Annotated in this window: 15 protein-coding genes; 1 reads left to right on the top strand and 14 read right to left on the bottom strand. The window is 68.6% G+C overall.

What is annotated here, in order from left to right:
* Positions 1 to 684 carry an alpha/beta fold hydrolase gene (locus ACLQ7T_RS09975; RefSeq protein WP_420479302.1) on the bottom strand — a complete coding sequence of 228 codons (684 nt, stop codon included), beginning with the start codon at positions 682 to 684 and terminating at the stop codon, positions 1 to 3.
* A gap of 143 nt (positions 685 to 827) precedes the next feature.
* Here ACLQ7T_RS09975 and ACLQ7T_RS09980 point away from each other — a divergent pair, with 143 nt between their 5' ends.
* The gene (locus ACLQ7T_RS09980; RefSeq protein ID WP_420479303.1) at positions 828 to 1,838 is read left to right on the top strand and encodes a hypothetical protein; all 1,011 of its coding nucleotides are present in this window, start codon (positions 828 to 830) and stop codon (positions 1,836 to 1,838) included.
* Here the strand turns inward: ACLQ7T_RS09980 and lpxB are convergent.
* The 13 genes from lpxB to pyrH form a co-directional block, all read right to left on the bottom strand.
* Entirely contained in the window at positions 1,835 to 3,004 is a 1,170-nt protein-coding gene (gene lpxB, locus ACLQ7T_RS09985) for a lipid-A-disaccharide synthase (RefSeq protein ID WP_420479304.1), read from the bottom strand. The genes ACLQ7T_RS09980 and lpxB overlap by 4 nt on opposite strands.
* Positions 3,001 to 3,834 carry a UDP-2,3-diacylglucosamine diphosphatase gene (gene lpxI, locus ACLQ7T_RS09990; RefSeq protein WP_420479305.1) on the bottom strand — a complete coding sequence of 278 codons (834 nt, stop codon included), beginning with the start codon at positions 3,832 to 3,834 and terminating at the stop codon, positions 3,001 to 3,003. The genes lpxB and lpxI overlap by 4 nt, the downstream gene beginning before the upstream one ends.
* On the bottom strand, positions 3,831 to 4,616 hold the full coding sequence (lpxA, locus tag ACLQ7T_RS09995) for an acyl-ACP--UDP-N-acetylglucosamine O-acyltransferase (RefSeq protein ID WP_420479306.1): 786 nt from the start codon (positions 4,614 to 4,616) through the stop codon (positions 3,831 to 3,833). The genes lpxI and lpxA overlap by 4 nt, the downstream gene beginning before the upstream one ends.
* On the bottom strand, positions 4,616 to 5,080 hold the full coding sequence (gene fabZ / locus ACLQ7T_RS10000; protein ID WP_420479307.1) for a 3-hydroxyacyl-ACP dehydratase FabZ: 465 nt from the start codon (positions 5,078 to 5,080) through the stop codon (positions 4,616 to 4,618). The genes lpxA and fabZ overlap by 1 nt, the downstream gene beginning before the upstream one ends.
* The gene (lpxD, locus tag ACLQ7T_RS10005) at positions 5,077 to 6,093 is read right to left on the bottom strand and encodes a UDP-3-O-(3-hydroxymyristoyl)glucosamine N-acyltransferase (protein ID WP_420479308.1); all 1,017 of its coding nucleotides are present in this window, start codon (positions 6,091 to 6,093) and stop codon (positions 5,077 to 5,079) included. Before lpxD ends, fabZ begins: the two co-directional genes overlap by 4 nt.
* A gap of 14 nt (positions 6,094 to 6,107) precedes the next feature.
* Complete coding sequence (locus ACLQ7T_RS10010) at positions 6,108 to 6,701, bottom strand: OmpH/Skp family outer membrane protein (RefSeq protein WP_420479309.1); 594 nt, start codon at positions 6,699 to 6,701, stop codon at positions 6,108 to 6,110.
* Between the two features lie 35 nt (positions 6,702 to 6,736).
* Positions 6,737 to 9,127 (bottom strand): outer membrane protein assembly factor BamA, encoded by a 2,391-nt coding sequence (bamA, locus tag ACLQ7T_RS10015; RefSeq protein WP_420479310.1) that lies wholly within the window; start codon positions 9,125 to 9,127, stop codon positions 6,737 to 6,739.
* 74 nt (positions 9,128 to 9,201) lie between these two features.
* Positions 9,202 to 10,416, bottom strand: a complete 1,215-nt coding sequence (locus tag ACLQ7T_RS10020) for a M50 family metallopeptidase (protein WP_420479311.1) — start codon at positions 10,414 to 10,416, stop codon at positions 9,202 to 9,204.
* 21 nt (positions 10,417 to 10,437) lie between these two features.
* Positions 10,438 to 11,634, bottom strand: a complete 1,197-nt coding sequence (gene dxr, locus ACLQ7T_RS10025) for a 1-deoxy-D-xylulose-5-phosphate reductoisomerase (RefSeq protein ID WP_420479312.1) — start codon at positions 11,632 to 11,634, stop codon at positions 10,438 to 10,440.
* Positions 11,631 to 12,458, bottom strand: a complete 828-nt coding sequence (locus tag ACLQ7T_RS10030; RefSeq protein ID WP_420479313.1) for a phosphatidate cytidylyltransferase — start codon at positions 12,456 to 12,458, stop codon at positions 11,631 to 11,633. Before ACLQ7T_RS10030 ends, dxr begins: the two co-directional genes overlap by 4 nt.
* A complete protein-coding gene (gene uppS / locus ACLQ7T_RS10035; RefSeq protein ID WP_420479314.1) occupies positions 12,458 to 13,201 on the bottom strand; it encodes a polyprenyl diphosphate synthase in 744 nt (247 codons plus the stop codon). The genes ACLQ7T_RS10030 and uppS overlap by 1 nt, the downstream gene beginning before the upstream one ends.
* Positions 13,202 to 13,227: 26 nt before the next feature.
* Entirely contained in the window at positions 13,228 to 13,785 is a 558-nt protein-coding gene (gene frr / locus ACLQ7T_RS10040) for a ribosome recycling factor (RefSeq protein WP_420479315.1), read from the bottom strand.
* Between the two features lie 30 nt (positions 13,786 to 13,815).
* Positions 13,816 to 14,559, bottom strand: coding sequence for a UMP kinase (gene pyrH / locus ACLQ7T_RS10045; RefSeq protein ID WP_420479316.1), 744 nt, complete (start codon positions 14,557 to 14,559; stop codon positions 13,816 to 13,818).
* Positions 14,560 to 14,571: the final 12 nt, after the last annotated feature.

Raw genomic sequence — 14,571 nt, forward strand, 5'->3', positions numbered from 1 at the left:
TCAGCGCTCCATCCAGCGGGCCAGCGCGCCGCTGACCAGCCCCGGCGCCTCGATGGGCGTCAGGTGGCCGCAGCCGGGGGCGATGACCAGCTCCGCGTTCGGCAGCAGGGCCGCCATCTCGCGATGCCCCTCGGGCGGGGTGATCCGGTCCACCTCGCCGCACAGCACCAGGGCCGGGCCCGCGAAGGCGCGCAGGGCCGCCGCCCCGTCCTCACGGATCAGGCTGCTCTGACGGATGAAGACCTCTGCGCCCAGCCGTCGGGTCATCGCCTTCACCCGCCCGGCCATGTCCGGGTCGGCGACGTGGTCCGGCGCCAGATAGCTGCCCAGCAGCCGGTCGCCGATGCCCAGAAACTTGCCCGAGGCCGTGGCCAGCCGGGTCAGATGCGCCCGCTCGGCGGCGCGCTCCGGCGTATCGGGCCGAAACGCCGTGTCCAGCAGGGCCAGCCGTTCGATCCGCTCCGGATGCCGCATCAGCATGGCCTGGGCCACATAGCCGCCGAGCGAGAAGCCCGCGACCGAGACCGGCCCGTCGGACAGCGCGAACACGCCGTCGACCAACGCCTCCATGGTCTCGCCCCGGGTGATGTCGGCCACCCGCAGATCGAACCGGTCCGACAAGGCCGTGACCTGGTCCCGCCAGAGGTCGGAGTCGTTCAGCAATCCGGGGATCAGGATCAGCACCGGCGCCGTCTCCGCTCGACGTGGCGCTCGCCGTCCCTTGTCGATCGGGGGAAGATCATCTCTGCGGGATCCATCCCCGCCAACATCGGGTGCGGCACGCGCGCCGTCCAGTCCTGATCGGCATTGCACCAGCCAGGTTCGTCATGACAGTCTGGCGGAACACCGAGATCCGGACACCGCTGCTGATGCTCCTTCTGCGCCTGACCTGTGTCGCCCTGCTGGCCGCTACGGCCTGGTCGGGGCCCGCCGTGGCGCAGGCGCCGCCGGCCGCGCCCCGGATCGAGGACCATATGGCGTGGTACGACGCCACCCTGCGGGAAACTGCGGATGTGCCGGCGTCGGAACGCACGCGGTTGATCGTCCAGCGGATCAGGAACCTGAACCCGGCCGCGCCCCTTCTGCCCAACCCGGATGATCGCTGGAACTTGCTGGCTGCGCAGGATGCGATCGCCCTCTATGAGGCCGACCCCGCCCTTGCGGCCAGGCACGCGGCGGTGCTGCGGGACCACATCGGCGCCTCGACCGAGCGGTTCACCGCCCTGTTCCCGAGGTACAGGGCGCCCACGGCGGTCGTGATCGCGCCGTCTCTCGGGTTCAATGGACAGGTCTTCTCGCGCGACAACCGCCCGATTCCGTATTTCGCGCCCGACGCGACCGCCCGGCTGCAATCTGAAGCCTCGCTCCGCTACCTCGTCGATCACGAGCTCTTCCATGCCTACCACCTGCGGCATTTCTCCATTTGCGGCGAGGTGTGGTGCCGCCTGTGGAGAGAGGGGCTGGCGGTCTACGTCGGGGCGCGCCTCAACCCGTCACTGGGCGACCGGGACCTCAGTCTCGAGACTCCCCGCCCCATCCGGCGGGTCATTGACGCCAATATGACGCTGGCGATGTGTCGGGTGAAGCAGCACTTCAGGTCCTTCAACAGCGCGGACGCCGTTGGGATTTTCGACACCCCGCAAGACCTCGACCCGCGGCTGCCGCCGCGGTTCGGCTACTACCTCGGCATGCGCATGGCGGCGACGCTCAACGAAACCATCCCGCTCGACCGGCTGGCGACGATGACGCCCGCCGAGGTGCGGCCGCTCCTGGAAGCCGAACTGGCCAAATACGACTGCCCGCCGGCCTCGCCGGTCGCCCTGCCGGCCTCCGGCTAACGCCCCGCCTTCGTCGCGATGACCCGCAGCACGGCGTCGGCCGCGAGGCTGGACGGGTCCGGCGCATTGCGGCCCATCAGGTCCAGCGCCGCCGTCTGACGCTCGGCCTGTACGCGGCGGGCGACGGGATCGGCCAACAGACGGGCGACCTCGTCCGAGATCTGCTCGGGCGTCGCGTCCTTCTGGATCAGCTCGCGGGCGATCTCCTCGTCCGCCGCGTGATTGAACAGGGTCGCGTACTTGCCCGTGAAGAAGGGCTTCATGATCGCATAGCTGAGCGGCTGGAAACGATAGCCGATGACCATGGGCGCGCCCGCCAGCGCCAGTTCGGTCGAGACCGTCCCGCTGGTCGCCAGCGCCACCGTCGCGGCCTTCATCGCATCGTATTTCTCGGCCTCGGAGACCAGATGCACGCGGAAGGGCCAGGCCGCGATCCGGCCGGTCACATCCTCGGCCACGGTGCCGGCGGCCACGACCGCCACCTCCAGCGCCGGGTTCGCCTGCTTCAGCCGCGCCACCGCGCCCTCGTAGACCGGCGTCATCAGCCTGATCTCGGACGGCCGGCTGCCCGGCAGCACCAGCAGTTGATCGGCATCCGGCGCGATCCCCCGGCGCGCGCGGAAGGCGGCGGGGTCGGCGGCGCTCATGTCCACATGCAGGGCCTGCGAGCCGACGACCGTCGTCTCCAGCCCCTCGCGCTCGAACCACGGGGCGTCGAAGGCGTAGAGGGCCAGCAGGTGGTCCACCGACTGCGCCAGCGTCTTCGCCCGGCCCGGACGCGAGGCCCAGACCTGGGGCCCGACGTATTTGATCAGGGGCACGCCCGGCAGCGCCTCCCTCAGCGCCTTGGCCACCCGGATGGTGAAGCCCCAGCTGTCGATCAGGACGACGGCGTCCGGCTTCTCGGCCACCGCGTGCGCCACGGTGTCCGCCACCCTCTGCTTGACCAGACCGTAGGCCTTCAGCCCCTCCAGCCAGCCCAGGATGGACAGGTCGGCGATGTCGAACGGACTGACCACGCCCTCGGCGGCCATCCTGGGCCCGCCGACGCCCACGAAACTGACGTCCGCGCCCAGCCGCCCCTTCAGGGCCTGCGCCAGGCCGGCGCCCAGGGCGTCGCCAGACGCCTCGGCGGCGACCAGCATGATCTTCAGCGGGCGGCTCATCGGTCCTCGCCCCAGACATAGAGGCCCAGCCGGTCGGCCGCCTCGATCAGGGCCGCGCGGTCGATGACGATCAGCTTTCCAGTCACCCCGCCGACACCCGCAAGACCGGCGGCGGCGGCCATCTCGATGGTCCGCGCGCCCATGACCGGCATGTCGACCCGCAGATCCTGGATCGGCTTGGGCGCCTTGCCCAGCGCCCCCTTGCGGGCGGTCGCCGCGCCGCGCAGGTCGGCGGGCAGGCCGGCGACCCGCATCAGCATGGCGTCGGTGCCCTCCTGGGCCTCCACCGCCAGCACCAGTCCGTCGCAAACGACCGCGCCCTGGCCGATGTCCAGTTCACCCGACTTCTCGGCCACGTACAGCGCCTTGCGCAGGTCGGCCAGCTGGGCCTCCGTGGGCCGGATCTTCCCCAGAGCCCCGGACGGCAGGGTCTCGCCGCCCAGAATGTCGTCGGCGCCCTCGACCGCATAGCCCTCGGCTTCGAACACCGACAGGATCTTGCGCAGCAGGGCGTCGTCGCCCTGGGTCGCCGCCTTGATGATGCCCGGCAGAAGGGTCGCGCCCTTGAAGTCCGGCTTCAGGGTCCGGAAATCGGGTCGGCTGACGATCCCGGCCAGACAGACCGCGCGGCAGTCCGCCTTCTTCATCGCCGACAGGATCTTGCCGATCTCGGCCATCCCCACGTCGATGCCCGGATAGTGGGCCAGATGGGGATCGGCGAACCCGGCCAGCCGGATTACGAAGACCGGGCGCCCCTCCGCCTCACAGCGCGCGGCGACCGACAGGGGCAGCGCCCCGCCGCCCGCGATCAGGGCCAGCTTGCCGCTCATCTTTCCGGCAAGGCGACCGGGCGCCGGGTGTCTTCGCGGATGAAGGCGATGATCTCGAGAATTTCAGGCAGATCCGCATAGGCCTCGGCCGCGGCGGTCAGACGGTCGGAGAACAGCCCCTCGCCCTCGAAGATGTCGCGATAGGCGGCCAGCAGGCGGCGAACAGCGTCCTTGCCGTAGCCCTTCCGCTTCAGCCCGATCAGGTTCAGGCCGTGCAGACGCACGTGGTTGCCCCAGGCCGAGCCGTAGGGGATGACGTCGCGGGTCACCGCCGACAGGCCGCCGACGATGGCGCCCTGCCCCACCCGGCCGAACTGGTGCACGGCCGCCAGACCGCCGAGGAAGACCCGGTTCCCGATCCGCGCATGCCCGCCCAGGGTCGCATTGTTGGCGAAGGTGACGTTGTCGCCGACGATGCAGTCGTGGCCGACGTGGGCGCCGGTCATGAACAGGCAGTTGTCGCCGATCGTGGTCAGCTTGCGATCACCCGGCGTGCCCCGGTTGAAGGTCGAGTGCTCGCGAATGGTGTTGTTGGCGCCGATCTCCAGCGCCACCGGTTCGCCCTTGTAGCCGCCATGCTGCGGGTCGCCGCCCATCACCGCGAAGGGATGGATGGTGGTGCCCGCCCCGACCGTGGTGTCCTGCTGGATCACCACATGACTGGCGACCCGAACCCCTTCAGACAGCACCACGTTGGGCCCGACGATGGACCAGGCCCCGATCTCGACCCCGTCGGCCAGCCGGGCCGAGGAATCGACCTGCGCGGTCGGATGGATGGCCATCAGGAGGCCGGCTGCTCGACCTTGACGACCATGGCCATGAACTCGGCCTCGGCCGCCAGCTTGCCGTCAATGAAGGTCTCGCCGCGGAATTTGTAGGCGTCGCCGCGGGCCTTGATCACCTTGACCTCCATACGCAGCTGATCGCCAGGGCGCGCCGGCTTGCGGAAGCGCACGCCGTCGATGGACATGAACATGATGACCTTGTCGGCCACGGCGACGTCCAGCGTCTTCGACATCAGCAGGGCGCCGGTCTGGGCCATCGCCTCGACGATCAGGACGCCGGGCATGACCGGGTCGATCGGGAAGTGACCGGGGAAGAACGGCTCGTTGTGGGTGACGTTCTTGATGCCGGTGATCGAGGTGGCGGGCACGAAGGCCTCGGCCTTGTCGACCAGCAGGAAGGGATAGCGGTGTGGCAGGCGCCGCATCACCTCGGCGTAATCAATATTGACGTCTTCGCTCATTGCTCTGTCTTCCCGCGCGATTTGCCCAGCGCCTGTTTGGACACCCAGACCGTCTCGCGCAAGAATTGCCGGATGGGTTTGGCGGGATAACCCGACCAGGTTTCACCGGCCGGCACGTCCGCCAGGATGCCGGCGCCGCCGGCGATACGGGCTCCGTCGTGGATCTTCAGGTGATCGCCCACGCCGGCCTGACCGCCGAAGATCACCCCGTCTCCCACCACGACCGAGCCGGAGATGCCGGTATGGGCCGCGATCAGGCAGTTGCGGCCGATCACGCAGTTATGGGCGATCATGACCAGGTTATCGATCTTGGTGTTCTCGCCGATCACCGTGTCATCATAGGCGCCGCGATCAATACAGGTGTTCGCGCCGACGGTGACGTTGTCCTGCAGGATGACCCGTCCCAGCTGGGGCACATCCACCGCGCCGGCCGCCGATCCGGCGGCGCCGAACCCGGGTTCACCGATCCGTACGCCGGCATAAAGCTTCACCCGATCACCGATCAGGGCGAAGCCGACGCTGACGTTGGGGCCGATGTGGCAGTCGCGCCCGATCTGGACGCCGGGACCGATCACCGTATTGGCGCCGATCCGCGTCCCCCGTCCGATGCGGGCGCCCTCTCCCAGAACCACGCCCGGCTCCAGCACGACGCTGTCGTCCTCGACGACAGACGCGCGGTCCGCCGCCGTGTCGAGCGCCCGCGGCGCATGCAGAAGCAGCGAGGCCGCGGCCCACGCCGCCTGGGGGGTGCGCGAGACCAGAACCGATGCGCCTTCGGGCGCCAGCTCCACCGCGGCGGCCGGGATGATCACGCACCCTGCAGCGGTGGCTTTCAGCGCCCCGGCGAATTTGCTGCCGCCCATGAAGGCGACGTCGGTCGATACGGCGGTCCCCAAAGGCGCAACGGCGGAGACCTTTCGATCTCCGCCGCGCAACACTTCGGCCCCGATCCTGTCCGCCAGTCCGGCGACATCCATCGCCGGCAGGCTTTCAAAAAATCGCGGGTCAGGCATTCCGGATCGCGAACTTACTGCTGAAGTTCAGCCGGGACCGGGCTGCGCTGGAAGGCCGGGAGGGCCGGCAGGGCCTGGTTCAGGCGCTGGATGGCCGTCTGGGTGATGTCCATGGCCGGGTTGCCCGCCAGAACGTTGCTGGAGTCCAGCAGCAGGCTGCAGCCGCGCTCCTGGTAGAGGGCCGCGATGATCGGACGGGCCGCGTTCACGATCGACTGGGTCTGCAGGCGCTCGGTGTAGCGCAGCTCGGTCGACCGTTGCTGTTCCAGCTGCTGGGCCTCCTGCAGGCGGGCCTGCCAGGCGCGGGCGCGCGAACCGTCGGGATCGGCGGCCTGACCACCCTGTTGCAGGGCGGTGGCTTCGGTTTCCAGCGACGAGCCGTACGGCGCCAGTTCACCCTGAACTTCCTGGGCGAGCCGTTGCATGCCTTCCGACAGCGAGCGGCCGGCGGTGCTGTTGGCCAGCAGGGTTTGCGGGCTGTAGATGCAAACGCCGGTGATGACCGGACCGTGGTTCAGCGGCGGCGGGGCGGGCGGCGGGGTCTGGGCCGAAGCCGCGCCGGCGGTCAGGGTGGCGAGGGCGAACGCGCCGAGAGCAAACATTTTCATGGTCAGGGCCTTTGGTGCGGGACGATGTCCCACGGTTAGAATTGGGTCGAGGTCGAGAAGCGGAAGGACTCGGTCTTGTCGTAGTCTTCCTTGCCGAGAATTTTGCTGATGTCGAAGCGGATCGGCCCCATCGGCGAACGCCAGTGGATGCTGACGCCGGCCGAGGCGCGCAGCGCCAGTTCGTCAACGATGTTGCTGTCCGGAAGGCCGGAGGAGTTGACCGTGTAGCGGGAGTCCAGAACCCCCAGCGTGCCGACGTCCGTGAACAGCGAGGTGCGGATGCCGTACTCTTCCGGCAGATAGTTCGGCACCGTCAGCTCCAGCGTGCCGACGACGTAGAAATTGCCGCCGAGCGCGTCGGTGGTGGTCAGGTCCCGGGGACCGATACCCGCCGTTTCGAAGCCGCGGAAGCTGTTGCCGCCCTTGAAGAAGCGATCGTTGATCCGCACCGGATCGCCACCCCAGCCGGTGACGTAGCCGACCTGGGCCTGGGCCGTGACCACCCAGCTGGGCGAAATACCCCAGTAGGCCGACACGTCGGCTTCGGTCTTGATGTAGTTCACATCCCCGCCGATGCCGGCGAAGTCCTGACGCAGGGTGCCGGTCCAGCCGCGGGTCGGACGGACCGGATCGTTTCGGCGATCGACCAGCAGGGTGTAGCCCGCCGACGAGTTCAGGAACGAACCGACCTGGTCGCACAGCGCCGTCGATCCGGCGCCGGTCGCCGAACAGTAGTTCGACGGCACGATGATCTCGTCACTCTTCAGGAAGTAGCGGGTGCTCAACAGCGTGTAGCCGTTCAGCGGATAGGACAGGCGCACGCCGCCGCCGGTCGAACGATAGTCGTACGACGAGTACTCGCTGAGGTCATAGCGCGAGTGGAAGGCGTCGAAGCCGGCGCGCAGGTCGCGTCCGAGGAATTTCGGCTCGGTGAAGCGGAAATCAATCTGCTGACGCAGCGAGCCCCACTCCAGGCGGGCCACGACGTTCTGGCCGCGACCGCGGAAGTTCCGCTCCGTGATGCCCAGGTTCAGCACGAAGGAGTCCACCGAGCTGAAGCCGGCGCCGACGGACAGTTCGCCGGTCGGCTGTTCCTGCACGGTGACGTTGACGACCGAACGGTCGGCGGCCGAGCCGCGCGCTTCCTCGACCGTCACATCCTTGAAGAAGCCCAGGGCCCGCAGGTTGTTGCGCGACCGCTCCAGCAGGGTGCGGTTGAAGGCGTCGCCTTCGCTCAGCATCATCTCGCGACGGATGACGTTGTCCAGGGTGCGGGTATTGCCGATGACGTTGATCCGGTCGACGTAGACCCGCTGGCCTTCCCGGATGTTGAACGTCACGTCGACGGTATTGGTCTCGGGGTTCGCGTGATACTCGGGATCGATCTCGACGAAGGCGTAGCCGGCCGAACCGGCCGCGAAGGTCAGGGCGTCGACCGCCGTCTCGATCTTGTCGCTTTCATAGAGGTCGCCCTCCCGGATCGGCAGAAGCCGCTTCAGGAAGTCGGCGTTCAGACGGTCGTTCTCCGTGACGATATTCACCGTCCCGAAATTGTACCGGTCCCCCTCGTCGATCGTCAGGGTGATGCCGAAGCTGGAATCATCCGGAGCGAGCTCGGACACCGCGGACAGGACGCGGAAGTCGTAGTAGCCGCGGTTGGTGTAGAATTTCCGCAGTTGCTCGCGGTCGTAGTCCAGCCGGTTCGGATCGTAGTTGTCGTTGGTCGTGAACAGGCGCCACCACTGCGACTGCTTGGTGACCATCACGTCGCGCAGGTCCGAATCCGAGAAGGCCTGGTTGCCCAGGAAGGTGATCGCCCGGACCCCGGTCTCGGCGCCTTCATTGATCTCGAACACCACGTCGACGCGGTTCTGCTCGAGCTGCACGATCTTGGGGGTCACCGTCGCGCCGATGCGGCCCGACAGGCGATACAGTTCAACGATCTTGCCGACGTCTTCCTGGATGCGGGCGCGGGTGTAGATGCCGCGCGGCTTCAGGGTGACTTCCTCGGTGAGTTTCTCCTCGCCGATCGCGTGGTTCCCCTCGAACACGACCTGGTTGATGATCGGGTTCTCGACGATCTCGACGATCAGGTCGCCGTTGGGCTGCACGCCCAGTTGCACGTCCGCGAACAGCTGGGTGCGGGTCAGGGTGCGCACCGCGACGTCCAGAACCGCGGCGTCCACGACGTCGCCCGGCTGCACAGGCAGATAGGACAGGACCGTGGTCTGGTCGATGCGCTGGTTGCCGCGCACGAGGATGCGGTTGACCTGGATGCGCTCGGGACGCTCGGCCGGCACGGCCTGATCCTGCGGCGCGGTCTGGACGGCCTCTCCTGCCGCCGGCGCCGGCGCCGGCGCGGTCTGTGCGAAGGCCGGGGCGGCAAGGCCGGCGGCCACAGCCAGGGCCACGAGGCTCGGGCTCATGGCGCGGGCGATACGGAGGGCGGACGCGTCTTTTTGGATCATACGGGAAACCATCGGGGGCTGGCGTTGGCTCATCAGGCGAGCCCGCCGAGGAATTTGAACAAACTCAGCTTCTGGAGATCGTTCCAGGTTGCGAACAACATCAATCCCGCCAGCAAAGCAAGACCGACGCGGTAGCCGACCTCCTGAACACGGGCGGGAACTGGCCTGCGCGCCACAGCCTCATAGCCATAGAACACCAGGTGCCCCCCATCGAGCACGGGAATCGGAAGCAGATTAACAATACCCATTCCGATCGAAATTATGGCTGCGAAGTTCAGCATCGTCAGCAGGAGGTTCAGAGCCAGCATGGCGGGCGGCGCCTCATGGGCCACGGCCTGCTTGGTGACCCCGCCGGCCGCCTTGGCGATGCCCAGCGGGCCGTTCAGCATGTCGCCGGACTCCTTGCCGACGAAGATCCGGCCCAGGTAGCGGAAGGTGGTGGTGACGGTGGACACCATCGTGTCCGCCCCCTTCCCCACCGCTTCGAACGGATTCAGGCGGCGATAGCTGTAATCTTCACGCAGCGGCGAGAGACCCAGGCCGACGCGCGCGACACGCATCCGGCCGGCGACCGCATCCTCCTCAAGCTGACGGACCGGGGTCGCGACCAGCGACAGCACGCGGTCTCCGCGCTCCACGGTGAAGGTCAGGGGGTCGTTGGCGGACAGCAGGATGGTCTGGGTGACCTCGCCGCTTTCGGTGACCGGGCGGCCGTTGATGGCGGTGATCAGGTCGCGGGGCTGGAAGCCGGCCGCCGCCGCGGGGCTGCCCGGTACGACCTGGGCGACGCGGGGAGCCACGATCTGCTCGCCGATCACGCTGAACAGGATGGTCAGCAGCACCAGGGCCAGGGCGAAATTCGCCATCGGCCCCGCCGCCACGATCAGGGCGCGCTGCCAGACCGGCTTGAAATGGAAATAGTCGCGCTCGGCGCCCGGGCCGTGCTCGGCGATCACCCGCGACTTCAGCTCGGCCAGCCCTTCGGCGTCCGGCACGTTGGAGGCGTCCAGGTCGCCCGAGAATTTCACGTATCCGCCCAGCGGCAGCCAGGCGATGCGCCATTCGACGCCCTGCCTGTCGGTCCGGCTGACGATCGTCTTGCCGAAGCCGATCGAGAACCGGTCGATCTTCACCTTGAAGGCGCGGGCGACAAGGAAATGGCCCAGTTCGTGGAGGGTGACGATGAACGTCAGCACCAGCAGGAACGGCACAATGTAGATCAGCGCCTGGCCGATAAAGCCCGTCATGCCGAAAAGGGTCCTCCGCCGTCAGGCCGCTGCTGCGAGACCGCGGATGATCGATTCCGCCACCCGTCGCGCCTGCGCGTCCACGGCCAGGGCCGCGTCGCAGGCGTTCTGGGAACCGGAATCCACCCCCGAGGCCGTCACGCGCGACAAGGTGTCGGCGACGACTGCGGCAATATTGAGAAAGCCCAGTCGGCGGTCAAGGAAGGCGAGCGCCGAGACCTCGTTGGCGGCGTTGAACACGATGGGCGCCGCGCCGCCCGCCTGCAGCGCCTCGCGCGCCAGCCTCAGCATCGGAAAACGCTCCTCATCCGGCGCCTCGAAGGTCAGACGCCCCAGCGCCGCGAGGTCCAGCCGGGGCGCCGGCCAGGGCAGCCGGTCCGGCCAGGCCAGGGCGCAGGCGATGGGCGTCTTCATGTCCGGCGGCCCCATCTGGGCCAGGGTCGAGCCGTCCACGTACTCGACGGTGCTGTGAATGATCGATTCCGGGTGCACCACAACGTCGATCCGACCTGCGGGCATGTCGAATAGATAGGCCGCCTCGATCATCTCGAGGCCCTTGTTGGCCATGCTGGCGCTGTCGACCGAAATCTTGGCCCCCATGCTCCAGTTGGGGTGGGCCACGGCCTGCTCGGGCGTGATCGACGCCATGTCGGAGGCCGCGCGGGTCCGGAACGGGCCGCCCGACGCCGTCAGCGTCAGCTTCGACACCTGCTCCGGCGCCTCATGCGGAAAGACCTGAAAAATGGCCGAATGCTCGGAATCGACCGGGATCAGCCGACCGCCGGACGCCTTGACCCGTTCGATCAGGGCCGGACCGCAGCAGACCAGGCTTTCCTTGTTCGCCAGCGCCAGGGTCGCGCCGGTCCCGGCCGCCGCCCACGCCGACTTCAGCCCGGCCGCGCCCACGATCGACGCCATGACCCAGTCCGCGGGCCGGGTCGCCGCCTCGGTGATCGCCGCCTCGCCCGCCGCAGCCTCGACGCCGGTGCCGGCCAGGGCGTCGCGCAGGTCGTCCAGGCGCGCCGGATCGGCGGTGACCGCGACCTTCGGCTTCCAGCGCCGGGCCTGTTCCGCCAGCCGGGCGATATTGGCGCCGCCGGTCAGGGCCTCGACCTCGAAGCCCCCTGCCCCGCCCGCCTCGGCCTGATCCATCAGGTCCAGCGTGGAGCAGCCGACCGACCCGGTCGACCCCAGCACCGTGACGCGACGACGGATCACGCCCCGCCTCCGTTCAGCCACAGGCTGACCAGACGCCCGCAGGCCACAACCACGGCGGCGAACATCAGGCCGTCGACACGGTCCAGAAGTCCGCCGTGGCCCGGGATCAGCTTGCCGGCGTCCTTGACCCCGTAGCGACGCTTCAGGGCCGACTCCCACAGATCGCCCGCCATCGTCGCGGCGGCCGCGGCCAGCCCCAGCAGGGCGCCCCACAGGCCGATGCCCATGTCGAGGAAGACGCCCATCAGCGCCCCCGCGACAGCGCCGCCGGCCAGCCCGCCGACAAAGCCGGACCAGGTCTTGTTCGGCGAGAAGCGCGGCCAGAGCTTCGGCCCGCCCACCGAAGAGCCGACCAGATAGGCCAGGCTGTCGGCCGTCCAGGTCGTCATGAAGGCGAAGATCGTCCAGTACAGCCCCATGTGGGGGTCCGCCGGCGTGTCGCCGTTGCGCAGCCAGATCAGCAGGATCGACGGCCAGCCGAGGTAGAGGACCCCATAGGAGGCGTCGAGCGCCTCCTGCCCCCGGCTGCGCGCGAACAGCCCCGCGGCCGCCGCGCAGAAGACCAGCATGACCAGCGCCAGCGACAACTGCCCGACGAAGGCCGAGATCACGGCGGCGAACAGACCCAGCCCGATCGCGCCCGCCATCAGCCGCCAGGCCCGGGCGGCGCTCATCATCGCCCATTCGATCGACAGCAGGGCGCAGGCGACCAGCATGATCCCCAGGAACCAGACCCCGCCGGCCCAGATCACCAGGCCGGCCGCGCCGGCCAGCACAATGCCCGACACGGTCCTCAACCCGATTTCCCGCGCCGACATCGCCATCAGACGGCCCCGCGCACGGCGGGCCGGCCGCCGAAGCGGCGATCCCGGCTGCGGAACTGCTCGACCACATCGGCCAGGGCGGCCTCGCCGTAGTCGGGCCAGAGAATGTCCTGATAGACCAGCTCGGCGTAGGCGGCTTCCCACAGCAGGAAGTTCGACAGCCGGTATTCGCCCGAGGTGCGGACGATCACGTCCACCGGCGGCCCGCCGGCCGTCGACAGGCCCGCGCCCAGCGCCGCCTCGTCCAGCGGCTCGACCGCCTCGCCCGCCTGCACGCGCGCCACATAGCGCCGGGCCGCATCGACGATGTCGGCGCGACCGCCGTAGTTGAAGGCCACCTGCAGCAGGAATTTTTCATTGTGCGCGGTCGTGGACTCGGCCTTGTCGACGATCTTCGCGATATCGTCCGGAAGGCCCTCGCGGCGGCCGAGGATGCGCAGCCGCACCCCTTCCTTCTCCAGCCGCTTCAGGTCGCTGCCGACATAGGTCCGCACCAGCCCCATCAGGTCCGACACCTCGTCGGCCGGACGCTGCCAGTTCTCGGTCGAGAAGCCGAACACCGTCAGGCACCGGACGCCCAGCTTCGGCGCCGCCTGGATCGTGCGCTTGAGCGCCTGAACCCCCTCGCGATGTCCGACCGCACGCGGCAGGCCGCGCGCCTCGGCCCAGCGGCCGTTGCCGTCCATGATCAACGCGACATGGCGCGGCCCGGCGGGGGCAGGACTGTCGTCTTCGGCGCTCATGCCTCGTCTATCCTCCGGCGGCCCCCTCAGACCTGCATGATCTCAACTTCCTTGGCCTTCAAGGCCTCGTCGATGCGCTTGATGGCCGCGTCCGTGTCCTTCTGGACGTCGGCTTCCATCTTCTTCTGCTCGTCCTGGCTGATGTCCGAAGCCTTCTCCGCCTTCTTCAGGTCGTCGTTGGCGTCGCGGCGCACGTTGCGGACGGCGATCTTCTGCTGTTCGGCGTATTTGCCGGCCAGCTTCACATATTCCTTGCGGCGCTCTTCGGTCAGCGGCGGGATCGGGATGCGCAGGGTCTGGCCGTCGACGATCGGGTTCAGGCCCAGGCCGGCGGCGCGAATGGCCTTCTCGACCGAGACCACCATCCCCTTGTCCCAGACGCTGACCGAGATCAGGCGCGGCTCCGGCACGCTGATGGCGGCCACCGCGTTCAGCGGCGAGGTCGAGCCGTAGGCCTCGACCCGCACCGGGTCCAGCAGGCCGGCGTTGGCCCGGCCGGTGCGCAGGCCGGCGAATTCTTCCTTCAGGGCGTCGACCGCCTTGTCCATGCGGTCGCGGTAGGTCTTGAGATCGGGCTTGGCCATGATCGTTTCTTTCGGGTTCTTATAGGGTTGTCAGGCGGCCTTGCCGTCTGCGCTGATGACGGTGAAGGCGCCCTTGCCGGTCAGGGCGTTGCGGAACGAGCCGTCCTCCCGGATCGAGAAGACCACGATCGGGATGCCCGAGTCACGCATCAGGGCCACGGCCGAGGCGTCCATGACCTTCAGGTCCCGCGCCAGCACGTCGTGATAGCTCAGGGTGTCGTAACGGGTCGCGTTCGCGTCCTTCTTGGGATCGGCGGTGTAGACGCCGTCCACGCTGGTGCCCTTCAGCAGGGCGTCACAGCCCATTTCGGCGGCGCGCAGGGCGGCCCCCGAGTCCGTGGTGAAGAACGGCGCGCCGACGCCGGCGGCGAAAATCACCACCCGGCCCTTCTCGAGATGGCGCAGGGCGCGGCGGCGCACATAGGGCTCGGCCACGGCGTTCATGGTCAGGGCGCTCTGCACCCGGGTCTGGACGCCGATCTTCTCCAGCGCCGCCTGCATGGCGAGGGCGTTCATCACCGTCGCCAGCATGCCCATGTAGTCGGCCGAGGCGCGGTCCATGTCGCCGGCCGCCTTGGACAGGCCGCGGAAGATGTTGCCGCCGCCGATGACCAGGCAGATCTCGACGCCCTCACGGGCCACCTCGGCGATGGCTTCCGCCACCGAGGCCACGGTCTTCATGTCGATGCCGTAGCCCTGGTCTCCCATCAGCACTTCGCCCGAGACCTTCAGCAGGACGCGTTTGTAGCGGAACTCGGACGGAACGTCGGGCATGGGGCAGACCTT

Source organism: Brevundimonas sediminis (assembly GCF_048799765.1).
In the GTDB taxonomy this organism is placed as follows: Bacteria; Pseudomonadota; Alphaproteobacteria; order Caulobacterales; family Caulobacteraceae; genus Brevundimonas.